The sequence below is a fragment of the Bacillus salacetis genome (assembly GCF_049177075.1).
Classification (GTDB): Bacteria; Bacillota; Bacilli; order Bacillales; family Bacillaceae_B; genus Rossellomorea; species Rossellomorea salacetis_A.
The window spans coordinates 2,787,570-2,804,678 of record NZ_CP185377.1; the positions used below are offsets into that span (position 1 = coordinate 2,787,570).

A 17,109-nucleotide genomic window follows, 5' to 3' on the forward strand; every position below is an offset into this window, starting at 1 on the left:
ATTTTATCATAAGCCTGTTATTTTCATGAGGAGATTGCTTGCTATCAAACTCTAATCCTCTTTTTTTATGGATTTTTGATAGAGATTATGGATTGTTATTTTCTTCGTTTCCAATCTGCAGATATCACAGATGGCATCCTGCTCAAACAGCCGCCTGCACTGCTCACAATAATATTTCTCCATTTTCTAACCTCCAAGAACTCGTTGCTTCTATAATATGTTAGGAGAATGGAGTTAGTGTCAGGAAATAATTCACAAATGGGACCTCAATATCCCTCTGGTTCTTTACGCAGATCAACTAAAAAAACAACCTCAAAAATGAGGCTGCTCTTCAAATCTGTCTTTACTTCACGAAGCTTTCTGCTCCACGACTCTTACAGCTCTTTCTGATCTCCTTACATTGAAAACGATGTTCAGGATGATGGCAGTCAAGCTTCCTGCTACAATTCCGTTGCTGGTAAGGATCTGCAAGCTTCCAGGCAGCTGGCTGAACATGTCTGGCACAACGGTTACGCCCATTCCCATACCGACCGAACATGCAACAATGAGGAGGTTCTCCTGTGAATTGAATTCCACACGGCCAAGCATTTTGATTCCGTAAGCGACCACCATGCCGAACATAGCAACCATGGCTCCGCCCAATACTGCAGAAGGGATGATGGTTGTAAGAGCTCCAATCTTAGGAACCAGGCCAAGAGCCATCAACATGCCTCCAGTCAAATAGATGACGTTTTTTGTTTTAACACCGGATAACTGGGTCAAGCCGACGTTTTGGGAATATGTTGTATACGGAAAAGCGTTGAATAGCGCTCCTAGAACAATGGCTGCTCCTTCAGCACGGTATCCTCTTGCCACATCATTTTCATCTATCTCTTCCTCACAGATATCACTAAGCGCAAAGTAAACTCCTGTAGATTCTACCAGGCTGACCATTGCAACTAAAATCATTGTAAGAATCGCAGTCAGATGAAACTCAGGCATCCCGAAGTAGAATGGCTGGGCCATATGAAACCATGAAGCTTCCATTACCGGTGAAAAGTCTACCTTGCCCATAAATGCCGCAGCTGCTGTTCCTCCCAGCAAACCTAATAAAATTGCAACGGCCCTTACAAACCCTTTGAAAAAACGGAACAATAATATAATGAATATGAGAGTCCCAAAAGCAAGGCCGATATTGGAGAGAGATCCAAAGTCAGCAGAACCTTCCCCGCCCGCCATATTATTCATCGCCACGGGAATCAAAGTAATACCAATGATAGTAACGACAGAACCAGTAACTACTGGCGGGAAGAAACGGATCAACTTTCCAAAGTAACCGGATATCAACATAACGAATAAACCAGACACCAGGATTGCCCCATAGATTGCAGGAATCCCAAACTGCCCTCCGATTGCTATCATAGGACCGACAGCTGTAAACGTACATCCAAGCACTACTGGAAGGCCGATACCGAAGAAACGATTCTTCCAAACTTGCAGAATTGTGGCCACACCGCACATCAATATATCAATAGAAACCAAGTAGGTTAACTGTTCGCCTGTCAGACTCAGTGCTCCTCCGACAATCAAAGGAACAATGACGGCCCCGGCGTACATGGCGAGGACATGCTGAATGGCTAACGTCGATAGTTTTAAGGGTTTCATACTAATGCCTCCTCTGAAAATTCCACATTTCCATTCTCTAAGGATTGAATTCTCGCAAGGGATTCAACTTTATACCCTTTTTCTCTGAGGAGTTTTCCGCCATCCTGGAATGCTTTTTCAATCACAATCCCTATACCGGCAATGGCAGCTCCGGTCTGAGAAACGATTTTAATCAAACCTTCTGCCGCTTGTCCATTGGCCAGAAAGTCATCGATGATAAGAACTGTATCACTTTTTTCTATGTATTTATCAGATATGGCAATTGTATTGGTTTCTTCTTTAGTGAAGGAATACACCTCTGCAGTCAGTAATCCCTCCCGCAAAGTAAGAGATTTACGTTTTCTTGCAAAGACAAGCGGAACATTCATTGTCAAAGCAGCCATGACAGCAGGGGCGATCCCGGAAGATTCAAGCGTAATCACTTTAGTGATGCCTGCTCCACTAAACCGTCTTGCAAATTCCTCACCAATCTCTTTCATCAATACAGGATCAACCTGATGGTTCAAGAAGGAATCAACTTTCAGAACTGAATCAGATAATACGCTTCCCTCTTCGATGATTTTCATTTCTAATCTTTTCATTCCATTTCTCCTCCTTCCGCCCTTCAACAAAAAAAGCTCAAGGGCATCACACTCACAATGAGTGAGACAATGCCATTGAGCTTTAAAAAAACCAAAGAAAAACAGAGTGAAAACCATTCCGTCCATTGCTCACCCATAGTCGGACAATTTACGGTCGTCCGGTAGAAACTTGCGGGCCATATCCCCGCGATTATATGAGTAAGTGATATTTAATTTATTTAATAGTATATCAGTAAAATTTTAAATTTCAACCCTTTTTTTCGAATTAATACGAACGATAATTAATTATCAGCAATAAATATTCGTAAATATAACATCCTTCATAAATTAAGCCGTTCACTTTAGAGGTTCAAACCGTAAAATTCCAAAGCCTCACCAGACGAATTTACCCCATTAATCGTATGCTATTTTTATTGGTATAAAGCAAATCATCAACATAACTGATTTTGTCCATTATGGTTATAACCTGTTCCTTCATATGTTCATCAAATATTACTGTTTGCAAAATGGCTTTTCTTCAAGTTACATCCCAGTTTGTTCAATAGGTGGTCCCACCCAGATCGAGATTTTATCGGCCACAAGAAACAGCACCATGAGCTGATGAAAATAAGGGAAATATTTTCCGCTATTTATATGAAAATCACGAAAAATGGGGTGCTGTAGCAGAAATAAGAGAAAAATCTTCCCTTATTTATCGCTCAATCAGCCATTTTTGCAATTTAAGGGAAAAATCTTCCCTTATTTTATGGATCGTCGACTATCCTTCTCCATAATGATCCATTCCCTCAACTTCATCTTACCATCTTCTTTCCATAAAATTGCTAGTTTTAGTTCCACTTTACATAAAGAATCAGGATGCAGATTAGTATTTGGTTTCATATAAAAAAAGTAGTTCAGTTAAGGGTACAAAGCTTGTTTTTACAAACTGAACTGTTTATTGCAAAATAAAAGTGCAGAGCTTTGCTAAGGAAAAATGCAGAGTCCTGCACTAATTTTATGTGCATAAAAAAAAGACTTGCCAGTCACCCCAAGTCCCACTAAATTAATTGTGTCGAGCAATTTATTAGTGGAGGTAGAAAGGATGCTAGCAATGTCTGATATTAATTGTATCAAACACCTAAGAAACAAAAAAGGACTATCTATATCAAAAATCAAGGAAACTCTAGGAATTAACTGGAGGACAGCTAAGAAGTATGCAGATGATGATCAATTGCCTAAATCAAAGATTAATCAGCCTAAGGGAATGATGCATACTGAAAAGTGGGGAGAGATTGTCTCTGATTGGCTCTTTGAAGATAGCAAGTTAAAGATGAAGTTGCGTAGAACGAAGAAACATATCTTTAAAGAATTACAGACCCTTGGTTTTAAAGGGTCCTACCGGACCGTTTGTTACTTTATTTCCGATTGGGAAAACAGCCATAATGCAGAAATCGATAAGGGCCATGATCGTTTAGAACATCCTCCAAGTGAAGCACAAGTAGATTTCGGAATAATGGAAGTTGTTAAAGATGGGGACTTTATTGACACTCATGTCTTAGTTATGTCCTATCCACATAGCAATGCAGCTTTCGCTGTAGCACTGCCATCAGAGAATCAAGAGTGTTTCCTTCAAGGGCTTAAACTTTTATTTAACCAAACAAAAGGAGTACCGAGAAAAATCAGGATTGATAACTTAACACCGGCAGTAAAGAAGGTAAGGTCAAAGACTGAAGAGGCAAAGTTAACGGACGCATTTATCCAATTCCAGAATCACTATGGCTTTGAAGTGCAAGTTTGTAATCCTCGCAGTGGCCATGAAAAAGGAAGTGTAGAGAATAAAGTGGGATATATTCGATACAACTTCTTTACAACATCACCAGTTATGACCAGTTTTGAAGATTTAACAGAAACACTTCGTGTTCAATTAGAAAATGACAGACAAAGACTCCATTATGAAAAAGAAGTAATGATTGAAGATCTATGGAATAAGGAGAAAAGCTTCTTATTAGAATTACCTGTGGAGGAATATCCAGTATTTAAAGAGGTTGAAACCAATGTCAATAAATTTAATGAAGCCAAGCTGGATAATACCCTTGTACATATTCCAAAAGCAGCTAACTATCCATTCGTTTACTTTGTGCTTTCATGGGATAAATTCAAAGCTGTCTCACCTGAAGGTGAAATTCTCTTAGAAGATTACAGACCTTACATGAACAAAAAACGAGCTATTCCATGGATTTCTATATTTAAGGATTGGATCCGGAAACCAAGAGTAGTACCTTACTCAAGATATCAAAAATACTTACCTGGACGAGTATCTGAGTATTTAATGGTTGAAGACCTATTAGTCCGTAAGGAACGATTAGAGGAAATCGTAAATTTACTAGTGACCCATGACATGAAGAGAATTAATGAGGAATTTTACGATTTAATTTCTGGAAAGAATGAGAACCCCTTCGGGCTAGACTGGTCTCAATATGATTCCCTGGCTCCTCTAGAAAGGGGTGAACAATCATGAGTGATTCTATTCGTTCTATGTGTAAGTCATTGAGGTTAGCCTATATATCAGAAATTTACGAAACGATTTCCTTTGATTCCCCTTCTCAATATTTAGAAGCTCTGTTTAAAGAGGAATTTCGATTGCGGGAGCAAGCGAAGGTTCAACGTCTAATTAAAAATGCAAAATTTCTAGACTCAAAGAATCTATCTAATTATGAGTGGAACGAGAGGATCCGATTCCCTTCTCATATTGATAAAGAAGGTCTTATGAGTCTAGATTTTATTAGGCAAAAGCAAAATGTCGTTTTAATCGGTTCCCCTGGAACAGGGAAATCTCATTTAGCAACAGGGTTAGGAAGAAAAGCATGCGAGAAGGGATATGAAGTTAGGTTTTACCGTGTGTCTTACCTTATTGAGCAACTGGAACAGGCGTTAAAGCATGATAAATTGCCTTCTTTTAGGAAGAAATTCGAAAAGGTAGAATTGATCATATTAGATGAGATGGGTTACTTACCCTTTAGCAAAGAAGGTTCAGAGTTACTATTTCAGCTAATCGCTGATTGGTATGAACAAAAAAGCTTAATCATTACTTCAAACCTGGAGTTTAGCCAATGGAACAGAATTTTTATTGATTCTAGACTTACAGCTGCGTTGGTGGATCGTTTGATTCACCACGCTCATGTTTTAACTTTCAATGGAGGAAGCTACAGGCTTTCCAATGCCTTGTCAAAGGCAAAGTGATTCGTAATAGGGTGGCAAAAATCTGCAAAATTCTTTGCGCTATTCTGCACTTTTTTCTTGCAAAATACAAACTGAACTACTTACTTCCTAAATATATTTGTTCTTACATTCACATTTCTTTCACAATTTTCCTTCCTGGTGTGATATTTATCACAGATAGAATGTTTGATCATCCCTATTATAAAGATAACAAGAAAATGTTACGAATTGGAAAGGAGTGAGCCTCATGGCAAATCCACAATTGAATCATAAACCAAAGGCAAAGACTGAAGATTCTTCATCATTGAAAGGAACCTTGGCTTCAGTTTTGTTTCTCGGGCTGTTTCTAATTCTCAGCTGGTTTGGTGTTTATTACATTTTTATAGATCGTTTCTAAGTGGAAGGGGAAGATTTTTATGCATATGCACCGTTACGAAAAATGGTGGCTTGTTTTAGGTACTGGGTCTCTTGTCATTTTCTTAATTATTTTAGGTATCAGCGCGTTTCATTCAGGGCATACACCCCCAAGTGCTCAAGCTTATATTGATCCTGAGCAGGTGGATCAAGTAGCTCCATTCAATGAGCCCGGGTTAAAAAAGGTGGAAGGGAAAGATTGGGATTACGAACTGGTAGTAGTTGGCTCAGCTTTCTTTTACTACTCCGGTGAGGAAATCAATGTCCCTCTAAATTCACGTGTTAAGATTATCGCGACAACGAAAGATGTGGTTCACGGTTTCCAAGTTGCAGGAACCAATATTAATATGATGCTTGAACCCGGCTTCATCAGTGAATATGTAACCACTTTTGACAAAGCTGGTGAATACCTCGTGTTATGTAATGAGTACTGCGGGGTCGGTCATCATACTATGAAGACAATGATTAAGGTGGTGGAATAAGATGCTTTCTACAGTAGATCGAAAAGATTCACGTTTAGCAATGGCTCACATATATGTTGCATTCATAGCACTGGCTCTAGGCGGGCTGGCAGGTTTGCTCCAGGTTTTGGTTCGTTCAGGAAGATTCACTCTTCCGGCAAATATTGGCTACTATCAGGTATTAACGGTTCATGGTGTTTTATTAGGACTTGTACTTACTACATTCTTTATTCTTGGTTTTCAACACGCAGCTATTTCCCGGACTTCAGGGACTTACCGTAAAGGTTCGAGAACAACCGGATGGATTGGTTTTTGGGTAATGCTTATTGGGACAGCGATGGCTGCGACCATGATCCTATTAAATGAAGCAACCGTCCTTTATACATTTTATGCACCTCTTCAAGCACACTGGATTTTCTATCTGGGTTTAACGTTCGTTGTAGTGGGAAGCTGGATAGGCGGGGCAGCGATGATTGCCGAATATATCCACTGGCGTAAGCAGCACCCTGGTCAGCCCAGCCCTCTGTTGACATTCATGGCCATCATTAATATGGTTTTGTGGATTGTGGCTACTCTGGGTGTAGCAGGAACAGTATTATTCCAGCTTCTTCCTTGGTCTCTTGGACTGGTTGAAGAAGTAGATGTTCTTATCAGCCGTACTCTATTCTGGTACTTCGGCCACCCGCTGGTATACTTCTGGCTATTGCCTGCTTATATGGCATGGTATGTTATCATCCCTAAGGTCATTGGCGGTAAGATTTTCTCAGATTCCCTGGCAAGGATGTCATTTATCTTATTCCTGCTGTTTTCAATCCCAGTTGGTTTTCACCATCAATTGGTGGAACCAGGCATCGATGCATCTTGGAAATTCCTGCAGGTTGTCTTGACATTCATGGTTGTGATTCCATCCTTGATGACAGCTTTCTCCCTGTTTGCGACGTTTGAAATGTACGGGCGATCAAAAGGGGCAACCGGATTGTTCGGCTGGTTTAAAAAACTTCCTTGGTGTGATGCGAGGTTCTGCGTTCCTTTCATCGGTATGGTCGCTTTCATACCTGCCGGTGCTGGTGGACTGATCAACGCTTCCAACCAAATGAACCAAGTTGTTCATAATACAATTTGGGTAACAGGCCATTTCCACTTAACATTGGCAACATCGGTAGTATTGACATTCTTCGGTATCGCTTACTGGCTTGTCCCTCATTTAACAGGACGTGTCCTTACCAAAGCGATGAATAAACTTGCGATTGTTCAAGCTGTTACCTGGGCGGTCGGTATGAGTATCATGTCAGGAGCCATGCATGCTGTAGGCTTATTGGGTGCACCAAGACGTTCTTCTTTTTCAACATATGGTGATGCACCACAAGCTCTGGATTGGATTCCTTATCAAATTGCTCAAGCAGTCGGCGGAACGATTCTCTTCCTTGGAATCATCCTGATTCTTTACATCTTCATCAACCTGGCTTTCTTTGCTCCGAAAGGCGAGCAGGAATTCCCGATTGGCGAAACAGCTGATGAAGCTGAAAAAACACCGATGGTTCTGGAGAACTGGAAAATCTGGCTGACGGTCTTAACGGCTCTAATCTTAGTAGCCTATACGATACCATTTGCAGATATGATTCAAAATGCACCACCGGGATCAAAAGGGTTTAAATTATGGTAGTAACAAAAACAGGCATCCAATTTATTGGACGCCTGTTTTTTTATGGTGATTAGGAGAGTTTATATACTCCGGAATACTTCTCTGTCAGATATTCTACAAGATGAGAGGCATTCAGCCCTTCACCTGTCACTTCTGTCAGGATTTCAAGCGGCTTTTTCATTTTCCCCCACTGATGGACATTCTTTGTCATCCATTCACGGATCGGGGCAAGATCACCTTTTTGAAGCAATTCATCATAATTTGGTATATCTTTAATCATCGCCTGCTTGAATTGTGCGGCATACATGTATCCTAATGCATATGAAGGGAAGTAACCAAAGCTACCCCCTGCCCAATGGACATCCTGCAGGACACCTTTTGCATTTGTCTCAGGACGGATTCCCAAGTATTCCTCATATTTGTCATTCCAAATTCGAGGCAGGTCTTTCACTTCAATCTCATCATTGAAAAGTCCTTTTTCAATTTCGTATCTGATCATAATGTGGAGCGGGTAAGTGAGCTCATCTGCTTCAATTCTGATCAAGGAAGGTTTTGATTCGTTGATGGCACGGTAGAAATCATCCAGTTCCACCTCGTCAAATTGCCCTTCACCATATTCTTTAAGAAGGGAATAATTCTTTTCCCAGAAGGAATAGTTTCGTCCCACAAAGTTCTCATAGAATAGCGACTGTGATTCATGGATACCCATGGAAGTTCCAGTTGCAAGGGGTGTCCCCGTCAGTTCGCTTGAAATATTCTGCTCATATAACGCATGGCCGCCTTCATGAATTGTACCAAAGACAGCCGTTCTCCAGTCACCCTCATCATATTTTGTAGTAACCCGTACATCCCCTGGGTTTAGACCGATGGCGAAAGGATGCACCGTTTCATCCAGTCTTCCTGAATTGAAATCATAGCCCATCTGCTCAAGGACCTTAAGGCTGAACTCCTTCTGTTTGTCTTTTGGAAAGTGTTCAAAGATGAAATCTGTATTCGGCTTGCTGCTGCTTTCACTTATACGCTGGACAAGCGGAACGATTTTTTCACGAAGTTCCCCGAATACACGGTCCAGTACTTCCACTGTAACCCCAGGCTCATACATATCGAGCAATGTATTATACTTATTGCCTTCGTATCCCCAATAGCCGATAAACTTCTTATTGAATTCCACCAGCTTTTCCAAGTACGGCTGGAAAGAATCAAAATCGTCATTTGATTTCGCACCTTCCCAGGCACTTTCTGCTTTGGATTGAAGGACAACGTATTCCTTGTATTCATCAGCAGGAATCTTTTTGTTCCGGTCATATTCTTTTTGGCACTCTTCCAAGACTTTGAGGACCATTTCCGGCAATTCCTCTTTATGTGCGGATAATTTTGCTATGTATGCTGCCATTTCTTCACTAGTTGACATTTCGAATACTTCCGAAGATAACAATCCGATTACTTCAGAGCGCTGTTCAACTCCATTTTTGGGAGCTCCTGTTCTTAAATCCCAAAAAATCAGACCTAGTGCTTCGTTGTAGGCTGACATCTTTTTCACATATTCTAAGAAGTCTTTTTCAATCTCTTTAATTTCTGTTGTCATGTTACTCCCCCTAATCTTTGGCATCTTTACAATTTTATCATATTTTTCTGAAAAATTCTCGTAAAAGGGCTTAGCATAATAGGATAAAAAAGAAGTGAAAGATACGCTGGATGTACCTTCCACATGATTTGCAATAGCACTTAGTAAGGCAATGCAGCCTTGATTTGCGGTATTAATGATTTTTCACTTTCATCCACCATTATGGATACTTTGCCTTCATCAGTAGAAGTCCTGATGAGACGGCCTATTCCTTGTTTTAAACGAAGCAGCATATATGGCAGATCAACTTCTTCAAAAGAGTTGGCTGTATGGTTTCGTTTGGCATCGAATACCGGATCTTTTGGAGGGAATGGAAGCGAGTAAATCAATACTTGCGATAGGGACTCTCCTGGTATATCGAGACCTTCCCATAAATGATATGAACAGAGTACACTATTCACTTCATTTTGGAATCGTTCAACCGTTAAGCTGATTTCCTCATCCCCTTCAAAATAAACCGGATAAGGCAAATTGTTATCCTGCAGGTAATTCTTAAAGGTTTCAAGTTCTCCTTTGGATGAAAATAAAACCAAAGTCTTTCCTTCGTTTCCTTTAATTTTTTCCAGGCTGTATAGCAGCTTTTCATTTTTTTCGCTCGAAGAAAATTCTGGAATATCAATCAGCATCTTTTCTTCATAATCAAATGGTGAATCAACTGAAAATGACTCATACTGGTCGATTCCAAGACTCTTGGCCAAATAGGAAAAATCTTTGTTATTTGACAAAGTGGCAGAAGAAAAAATGAATGGAATCTTCTGATTGAATACTTTCTGGCGGAGGATTTCCTCAACCAATCTCGGCATGATGACAAGGGTCTCGGTACCTCCATTGGTCTCCAGCCAATTGATCCCTTTGTTTTCCTCCAAGAAAAGTTTTAATGAATAAAGTATTTGCTCAAGGTACTCTTCAATCACCTTCAATAAATACTCGTCCATCACATACATTTCAGATTCAAAGACAAGTTCTTCTGTAAGCTTATCAATGAGTTCCACAAGCTTGCGCCCTTCTGATTTTACCGCTTCTGTCTTTTTTACATGAAGGCGGAGAGCATCGTCATCCTTATCAGAAGCTTGATTTAATTCATGAAACCACCTGTCATTTTGGGTAATGATGTCTTCAATAAGATACATAGTGTTTTCACGCATGTCACTTGCTGTCATTTTCTCCAACAGACTTTCAAGTGTTTCTTTTTTAATTCTGTACGTGAGTGCCTTTTGGGATGCAAACTCAAGCAAATGGCCCTCATCAAATATGACCGAACTTGCTTGAGGGAGTAAAGGAAGCTGCCCTTCTCGAATCCTGGATTCCTTGGTCCAGATATGTTCCATGTAGAAATCATGGGAACAAACAATCAAATCAGCTGCCTCACGATAATGATCCCTGTTCAGGGTTTGTCCGCATCGATGGCGCTGTGAACATGACATGCAATCCTGAAGGTTGTCCCACCCTACTCTTTCCCACTCTTTATCAGTAAGCTGGCTGTACTCTTTCCTGTCACCATACCGGTGATATTTTGTCATGGAGGATTTACCATGGACGAATTCCGGCAGGGTACTGTGTATATCCATGAACTTGTCGTCCTCAAGCATTTCTGATTCAAGCTTCTGGAGACACAGATATTGTTCTCTCGACTTTGCTAACCGGACATCTGCCTTAAGATTCAGGGCTTGCTCAATTTTCCTTATATCCCCTTCTTTTTTGACGATCTGTTCAATCAACGTTTCGTCCGCACATGCAATAATAGCAGGTTTACCGGTATACCGTGCATAAGCCAGGGCATAAAGTAAATAAACCAATGTTTTTCCCGTCCCTACTCCGGCTTCGGCAAACATTACTTTTTTATCTTTGTAGGCTTTTAAAACCTGAAAAGCCATATATATTTGTTCATCACGCAGTTCGAATCCTTTTTCCGGGAGAATATCATAAAAGACGTCTCCTATCCAGTCGCCAAGTCCTTCATAAAAAGACTGCTCCCGTGATAATGCAAATGGTAATTTCCCTCTCATAATTTCCTCCAACTTTCAAATGTATCTATTTATCAAATCTAGTTTATAAATAACCTTAAAAACAAACCATAAGTAATTAATTTTAAACTTCAACAGCAGAAAACGCAAGCATCCACTGCTTGCGTTTTCTATCTGCTGCCTCATTTTTAACGTTTCTCAACTATGATTGATTCCGCGGGTTACTGTAAAAAAGTTCATAAGCAAGGGCATTTGTCAGGTCATCCTTGGCAGACATCAATCCTCCCATAACCTGACTGTCCATTTTCAATTTTTCCTCTTCAATTAAATCGATCGTAGACTGTAATGCCTTCGAAATACGATTATAGTCTATAGACGATTGACGCACTGCGATTCACTCCTCGAAATTGTATATTGAGTATTATACGCAGATTTTTCAGGTTATATGACTAAGCAGAAGATTGTTCAACCAATTTTATCAAAAAAAGAACCACCTTATGCCAGGCGGCTCTTCATCATTTATTGTTCTTTTCTAGGAGGTCTCGGCCCCCAATACTGATAGTAATCAGTCTTGATAAATCCATTAAATAATTTTCTTTTCTTCGTGGCTTTTTTTCCATAGAATTCTTCAAATTCTTCATGGGAGGTCATGATATATTTAGACCAGGTTTCCATCTTTTCGAATGCTTCTCCCATCGCTTTGTACATTTGTTCCACTTCAGGTCTGTCGCCGATCCTTTCACCATAAGGAGGATTTCCGACAATGACCCCATAGCTTTTATCACTATGGAAATCTTTCACCTGCATCTGTTTAAATTGAATCAGATCTCCAAGACCCGCTTCAAACGCATTATTCTTTGCGACTTCCACCATTCTATGGTCTATATCAGTCCCCATTATATCAAGCGGCTGATCATATTTAGCGACATCCTCCGCTTCCATCCTGACATCATCCCATATCTTATCAGACATCCATGGCCATGTTTCAGAGAGGAATTCCCTGTTGAAACCAGGAGCAATGTTTTGCCCTATCAAGGCTGCTTCAATTGGGATAGTACCGGATCCGCAGAAAGGATCTGCAAATGGCCTGTCCGGATTCCAGGTTGTCAACTGAATCAGCGCCGCAGCCAGCGTTTCTTTAAGGGGGGCCTCTCCCTGCCCGATACGGTACCCGCGTTTGTGAAGGCCCTGACCGCTGGTATCGATCGTCAAGGAAGCTGTATCTTTATGGATAGCTACCTCCAACTTGAATACGGCTCCGCTTTCCTCAAGCCAGCTCGTACGATTATAAGCAGTTTGAAGCTTGTTAACAATGGCTTTCTTGACAATCGCCTGACAGTCCGGAACACTGTACAATTTGGATTTCACCGATTTTCCCTGAACCGGGAACTGTGCATCTACCGGCAGATAATCTTCCCATGGAAGAGATTTGGTTTTCTCAAACAATTCATCAAATGAGAAAGCCTTGAATTCACCAACAAGAATCTTTATGCGGTCTGCTGTCCTCAGCCACATATTTGCCCTCGCGATTGCTTTTTCATCTCCTTCGAATATGACTTTTCCATTCTCTACTTCACATTCATACCCAAGGTCCCTAACTTCTTTCGCCACCAAAGCCTCAAGCCCCATCGCTGCAGTCGCAATTAATTTAAATCTCATTAAATTCACCCTAACTTATCCAAAATCTATTTCAAAACTGCATATACAGCTTTGCCTTATGTATTTTTATATTCATTTCTAAGTGTAACCATTGGAGACAACTTTAAGCAACAGTTAGACCATGAATAATATAAAAGAATCTGCAAAAAAAAAAGATCCACACAAAACAAAAGCCCTCCTAATGATAGGAGAGCGTCTTTAGTCAATTATTAATCCCCATAATAACATTCTGTAAGCCATGTTTTGTTCCTTCGTACTGCAAACGATGGGTCATCTCGTACTCCGGCGGCAATCATCTATCTACGAAACAGCTGTTTCGTCCTTCTTCTCGTTGAATTCCTCAAAGAAGGTGCCCCTACCATATTTTGGGTTTCTCGCTCGTGGGGTTTACCTCGTTCCACTCTTGCAATTTCTTGCAAGACTCCGTCACTGTGGCACTTTCAAGGTATTCACACCATATCACAAGGACTTAGGTGTTTTCCCTGCCGTCAATCTGCAAATGCAGACTGCCCTGGCTTATGAATTGGCCAGGCACGAACACTACGGGCATCTCAGCACCGTGCGAGCATGGACTTTCCTCTACAACAAGCGTTGCAGCGATTACCCGAATGTTATTATTAGTATATCCAAGAAGTAATTATACAGAAGTATTCAGGAACGTACAAGCGGTATTATCTTCCAGGATCAATCGTACAATTTGTTTCCAAATACGTGCTTTTCTAGATTGGACAGTCTTTTTAGAATATCAAAATTCGTCGTACCCGTTTGCTGCTGAGAAGGAGCACGGCGGTTGGATTCCTCGAGCTGTTTCTTCAGGCGCAGGTTCTCCTGCTGCAGATCCTCAATTTCCTGATGGAATGTTTCATAATCTTTGATGATCAAATCCAGGAATTTATCAACGTCTTCTTGTTTGTAGCCGCGCATTCCTGATTTAAATTCTTTTTCAAGTATATCTTTTGCGGTTAATTTCACTTTATCAGCTATCATATTTTCACCTCTAAATTCAACCAACATCAAGTATATTTTTTCAAAAAAAACCTAATTTGTCAATTTTCTTTTAATCAATGGAATTGAATTGTTCCTCTTCCACTATCCACTGCAGGTCCATAAAGCTGATCTGCCTTATGTCCAGTGCGTGTTTTTCCTTGTATTCCTTCGCTGATCTGAAAAAATATTGCGGTGAACCTTCTTTTTCTTCATCATATAATATGATGACAGCATCACTCTTATGTAAAAACAGCTGATCTCTGTTCCGGAACTGAGCAGGATTGGTGTATGGCTGTTTGGACACACTGTCCACAAAATCAGCTTGAGAGATGATCATTTCATAGTACTCTTTGTTATTATCACTCCACTTTTCTTCCTGATTCAAAAAAGGAGTCAAGACGGCAAGCTTCAAATCAGGATACTCCATCTGCAGATCAAAAACTACTTCTGCTGCCCAAAGCTCTGTCCCTATCTGTCCGCTGATCAATACCCATTCAAGGCCTTCTTCAAGAAGGGATTCGAGCTGTTTTTGAATCGCTGCCTTAATATACTTCAATGCTGGTTCATCTTCTTTAAAGATACCTAATTCAAATGATTTATATCCAGTTACAGCTGCAACCGTACCCACTCGCAGACCTCCTTGCCATTGAAGATATTGTTTACACTATAATCAATTCTATCTTCTTTGTAAACAAAGCGGACCTGATAAATAAAAAAACAAGGACACACTGTGCCCTTGTTTTCTTTCCTTCACATTATCTTCCTGGTCCATACGGTCCAAATCCAGGTCCGCCCATTGGTCCCATAGGGCCAGCAGGTCCGCCTGGGCCGGGTCCCGGTGCGCCTCCTGGTCCAGGTCCGCAGTTGAAGTGCTGATGGGAAACGCTATCCACCATTGATTGAGTTTGCGGGAAATAATGCTTATGCTGATACATCTGATTATTTACGATCGTTGTATGCTGCGGATGAACATGAGGAACTTCATACGTTGAAAAGTTATTCACTGTACAGCATTTTGTTGGATGCATAACGGTCGGAAGAACTTGATTAGGTCTTGGTCTGCAATGCATATTAATTTCTCCTTTCATCTTTATCTCGTTACATTAACAGCCTATGATGAAAGGAGGGAACATGTACTAATGCAAACACCTATTTTTAAGGAATACAGCCTGAATAAGCTGGATTCCAATCAAAAATCCCTCTTGCCGATTCAGTTTATCAGGCTTACAAGCGGTCTCATTGTCTGACTAAATGATCAGAGAAACGTATAAGAACCGTCCTTCATGCTTGAAAATATGAAAGCGGTTAAGCATATGACAACAAAAAACAGAAAAACCAAAGCTCTACTCATCAACATTCATCCTATCCTATAATTAGAATCTGTATGGCTGCAATGGCTGCTTTATAAGAAACTGAACAGCAGCAGCCTGCGAATTTCAACACAATTCAACATTTTACAAAAGGACAAAGGATTCCTCAATAAGAAATTAATGGATAAAGTGACAGTTGTTTGTCGTTAACATTTAGAAGAAGAAATACTACCATGATTACCGCTTCGTTTTCCATACTTACCTGGAAGATTCAGTCCAGATACCCTTTCTTCCTTTTTTCGACAACCCATAAGAAGGTTAGCGAATAATGCGGTTGCCCGGGAAATTTTCATTATTTTGTTGTTATTTCGCTAATTTTCTTTCAAGCCTTTGTATTCTCTTCTCCAGCTCCATTAAAATCTTTTCATTTTTAATTGCTCTTTTGTTCATTTCCTCATAGGCTTTTTCGCTAAACATCATAGCTCTCTCCAGCTGCTTGAACTGGTGCTCTGTAAGCTTGGCCAATTCAACACAGGCCTCCACCCTTAATTCCGCAGGACCGCTCTCATGTACCTCCAGCCAGTAGTCGTATGCATTACTATATTTTTTTAAACGTTTATATTGGAAAGCCAAGGAGTGCTTTGCAGCAATAGTTTCTTCTCCAACTTCTTCACTGACCAATTGTTCCAGCCTGGCAATGGCTTGTTCCTTATCCCCCAGATAATCAAACCATTTTCCGACCAGTAGTTTTTCGCCTGAGGTTTGAGTCGAGTCCACCCCTAGGATTTGAAAACTCAGGTGGGCATAAAGAACAACCAGTGAAAGGATATCCAGTTCATTATGAAGGAGCACTTTGAGCATTCCTTCAGGATCTCTTCGTTCAACATAATCAAAGTAAATCATGGGAGCTAAGTAGCCCGGAACATCATCTGTACGGTGAAAATCAAGAATTTCTTTCTCGACATTACTCAATTTGACAGAATCCATCTGCGATTTCCAAAGCCTTCTGCTGCCGTGAAATAAATCAAAATGTCCAAATGAAGGCAGCTTGGGGACATGCTCCCTGATCAAAGTATGCCTTGTCTTCACCTGAGGCCAGTCAAATGCTTTCCCGTTATAAGTTACCAGTGTGTTATAGTCCACTTTTTCCAGAAAACTGTGATACAGAGGGATTTCACTGCCCGGCTGGGGAAGGATATGCTGTCTGAGAATAAGTTTATCTTGTTCAACCCTTGCATAACCCAGGAGAAAAATCGTATTGCCCGTCCCTCCTCCAAGTCCAGTTGTTTCTGTGTCAAAGAAAAATAAGTCTTCGGCAGCCAAGCCATTAGCGGACAAGGGGTGAGTTCCTTGAAACTGGTTCCACGCCTGAACCGCCTCCCTTAAACTTCCCAGCTGGTACTTACCGTGGAAATCCGACAAACTATATATTTTTTCCCGGATGAGACAATAATCTTCATCTAAATAATAAGGTCTGACACCATGGCTCGACCAAGCGGCCATATAAGGAATTTCAATATCTTTATCAGGCTCAGGCTGTTTTGGCGCAGAACTTATTGGTTCCCTTACAATATGATTCTTCATGCGATTCAATTTGTTTTTTAATGACAACTCCACCCCTCCTA

Annotated in this window: 16 protein-coding genes, 1 other RNA gene and 1 riboswitch; of the genes, 5 read left to right on the plus strand and 12 right to left on the minus strand. The window is 40.6% G+C overall.

Features of this window, described 5'->3' with window-relative positions; genetic code table 11:
* Window positions 1–51: 51 nt before the first annotated feature.
* From ACOJQI_RS14615 to ACOJQI_RS14625, 3 genes are all read right to left on the minus strand, one after another.
* Window positions 52–183: a hypothetical protein gene (locus tag ACOJQI_RS14615; RefSeq protein ID WP_421379112.1), complete on the minus strand. Its 132-nt coding sequence runs from the start codon at window positions 181–183 to the stop codon at window positions 52–54.
* Window positions 184–348: 165 nt separating this feature from the next.
* Window positions 349–1,644, minus strand: coding sequence for a nucleobase:cation symporter-2 family protein (locus tag ACOJQI_RS14620; RefSeq protein WP_421379114.1), 1,296 nt, complete (start codon window positions 1,642–1,644; stop codon window positions 349–351).
* Window positions 1,641–2,225: a xanthine phosphoribosyltransferase gene (locus tag ACOJQI_RS14625; protein ID WP_421379116.1), complete on the minus strand. Its 585-nt coding sequence runs from the start codon at window positions 2,223–2,225 to the stop codon at window positions 1,641–1,643. Before ACOJQI_RS14625 ends, ACOJQI_RS14620 begins: the two co-directional genes overlap by 4 nt.
* Window positions 2,226–2,341: 116 nt before the next feature.
* Window positions 2,342–2,443: riboswitch (purine riboswitch) on the minus strand.
* Window positions 2,444–3,306: 863 nt separating this feature from the next.
* Here ACOJQI_RS14625 and istA point away from each other — a divergent pair.
* The 5 genes from istA (at window position 3,307) to ACOJQI_RS14650 (ending at window position 7,961) form a co-directional block, all read left to right on the plus strand.
* Window positions 3,307–4,722: an IS21 family transposase gene (istA, locus tag ACOJQI_RS14630; RefSeq protein ID WP_421379118.1), complete on the plus strand. Its 1,416-nt coding sequence runs from the start codon at window positions 3,307–3,309 to the stop codon at window positions 4,720–4,722.
* Entirely contained in the window at window positions 4,719–5,444 is a 726-nt protein-coding gene (gene istB / locus ACOJQI_RS14635; RefSeq protein ID WP_421379120.1) for an IS21-like element helper ATPase IstB, read from the plus strand. Before istA ends, istB begins: the two co-directional genes overlap by 4 nt.
* A 226-nt stretch (window positions 5,445–5,670) precedes the next feature.
* On the plus strand, window positions 5,671–5,820 hold the full coding sequence (locus tag ACOJQI_RS14640) for a cytochrome c oxidase subunit 2A (RefSeq protein WP_421379122.1): 150 nt from the start codon (window positions 5,671–5,673) through the stop codon (window positions 5,818–5,820).
* A 19-nt stretch (window positions 5,821–5,839) separates the two neighbouring features.
* Entirely contained in the window at window positions 5,840–6,319 is a 480-nt protein-coding gene (locus ACOJQI_RS14645; RefSeq protein WP_421379124.1) for a cytochrome B5, read from the plus strand.
* Window position 6,320: 1 nt separating this feature from the next.
* Entirely contained in the window at window positions 6,321–7,961 is a 1,641-nt protein-coding gene (locus tag ACOJQI_RS14650; RefSeq protein WP_421379126.1) for a b(o/a)3-type cytochrome-c oxidase subunit 1, read from the plus strand.
* A gap of 49 nt (window positions 7,962–8,010) precedes the next feature.
* On the opposite strand, the gene ACOJQI_RS14655 is transcribed toward ACOJQI_RS14650, so the two are convergent.
* The 9 genes from ACOJQI_RS14655 to ACOJQI_RS14695 form a co-directional block, all read right to left on the minus strand.
* A complete protein-coding gene (locus tag ACOJQI_RS14655; RefSeq protein WP_421379128.1) occupies window positions 8,011–9,525 on the minus strand; it encodes a carboxypeptidase M32 in 1,515 nt (504 codons plus the stop codon).
* A 140-nt stretch (window positions 9,526–9,665) separates the two neighbouring features.
* Window positions 9,666–11,573 (minus strand): ATP-dependent DNA helicase, encoded by a 1,908-nt coding sequence (locus ACOJQI_RS14660; RefSeq protein WP_421385479.1) that lies wholly within the window; start codon window positions 11,571–11,573, stop codon window positions 9,666–9,668.
* 157 nt (window positions 11,574–11,730) lie between these two features.
* Window positions 11,731–11,916: a hypothetical protein gene (locus ACOJQI_RS14665; RefSeq protein WP_421379130.1), complete on the minus strand. Its 186-nt coding sequence runs from the start codon at window positions 11,914–11,916 to the stop codon at window positions 11,731–11,733.
* A 131-nt stretch (window positions 11,917–12,047) separates the two neighbouring features.
* Window positions 12,048–13,187, minus strand: a complete 1,140-nt coding sequence (locus ACOJQI_RS14670; RefSeq protein ID WP_421379132.1) for a THUMP domain-containing class I SAM-dependent RNA methyltransferase — start codon at window positions 13,185–13,187, stop codon at window positions 12,048–12,050.
* 227 nt (window positions 13,188–13,414) lie between these two features.
* An RNA gene (gene rnpB / locus ACOJQI_RS14675) (RNase P RNA component class B) lies at window positions 13,415–13,799 on the minus strand.
* A gap of 72 nt (window positions 13,800–13,871) precedes the next feature.
* Window positions 13,872–14,174 (minus strand): cell division regulator GpsB, encoded by a 303-nt coding sequence (gene gpsB / locus ACOJQI_RS14680; protein WP_421379134.1) that lies wholly within the window; start codon window positions 14,172–14,174, stop codon window positions 13,872–13,874.
* Window positions 14,175–14,244: 70 nt separating this feature from the next.
* Window positions 14,245–14,802 (minus strand): DUF1273 domain-containing protein, encoded by a 558-nt coding sequence (locus tag ACOJQI_RS14685; protein WP_421379136.1) that lies wholly within the window; start codon window positions 14,800–14,802, stop codon window positions 14,245–14,247.
* A 127-nt stretch (window positions 14,803–14,929) separates the two neighbouring features.
* A complete protein-coding gene (locus tag ACOJQI_RS14690) occupies window positions 14,930–15,244 on the minus strand; it encodes a CotD family spore coat protein (RefSeq protein WP_421379139.1) in 315 nt (104 codons plus the stop codon).
* A 603-nt stretch (window positions 15,245–15,847) separates the two neighbouring features.
* Window positions 15,848–17,101 (minus strand): ribonuclease H-like domain-containing protein, encoded by a 1,254-nt coding sequence (locus tag ACOJQI_RS14695; RefSeq protein ID WP_421379141.1) that lies wholly within the window; start codon window positions 17,099–17,101, stop codon window positions 15,848–15,850.
* Between the last annotated feature and the right edge of the window lie 8 nt (window positions 17,102–17,109).

Bases quoted from the DNA above. Each gene is read 5' to 3' on its own strand.
- ACOJQI_RS14650 (WP_421379126.1), top strand. From the start codon at position 6,321: ATGCTTTCTACAGTAGATCGAAAAGATTCACGTTTAGCAATGGCTCAC.
- ACOJQI_RS14640 (WP_421379122.1), top strand. From the start codon at position 5,671: ATGGCAAATCCACAATTGAATCATAAACCAAAGGCAAAGACTGAAGAT.
- gpsB (WP_421379134.1), bottom strand. From the start codon at position 14,174: ATGATAGCTGATAAAGTGAAATTAACCGCAAAAGATATACTTGAAAAA.
- ACOJQI_RS14615 (WP_421379112.1), bottom strand. From the start codon at position 183: ATGGAGAAATATTATTGTGAGCAGTGCAGGCGGCTGTTTGAGCAGGAT.
- istA (WP_421379118.1), top strand. From the start codon at position 3,307: ATGCTAGCAATGTCTGATATTAATTGTATCAAACACCTAAGAAACAAA.
- ACOJQI_RS14690 (WP_421379139.1), bottom strand. From the start codon at position 15,244: ATGCATTGCAGACCAAGACCTAATCAAGTTCTTCCGACCGTTATGCAT.
- ACOJQI_RS14670 (WP_421379132.1), bottom strand. From the start codon at position 13,187: ATGAGATTTAAATTAATTGCGACTGCAGCGATGGGGCTTGAGGCTTTG.
- ACOJQI_RS14625 (WP_421379116.1), bottom strand. From the start codon at position 2,225: ATGAAAAGATTAGAAATGAAAATCATCGAAGAGGGAAGCGTATTATCT.
- ACOJQI_RS14645 (WP_421379124.1), top strand. From the start codon at position 5,840: ATGCATATGCACCGTTACGAAAAATGGTGGCTTGTTTTAGGTACTGGG.
- ACOJQI_RS14620 (WP_421379114.1), bottom strand. From the start codon at position 1,644: ATGAAACCCTTAAAACTATCGACGTTAGCCATTCAGCATGTCCTCGCC.
- ACOJQI_RS14655 (WP_421379128.1), bottom strand. From the start codon at position 9,525: ATGACAACAGAAATTAAAGAGATTGAAAAAGACTTCTTAGAATATGTG.
- istB (WP_421379120.1), top strand. From the start codon at position 4,719: ATGAGTGATTCTATTCGTTCTATGTGTAAGTCATTGAGGTTAGCCTAT.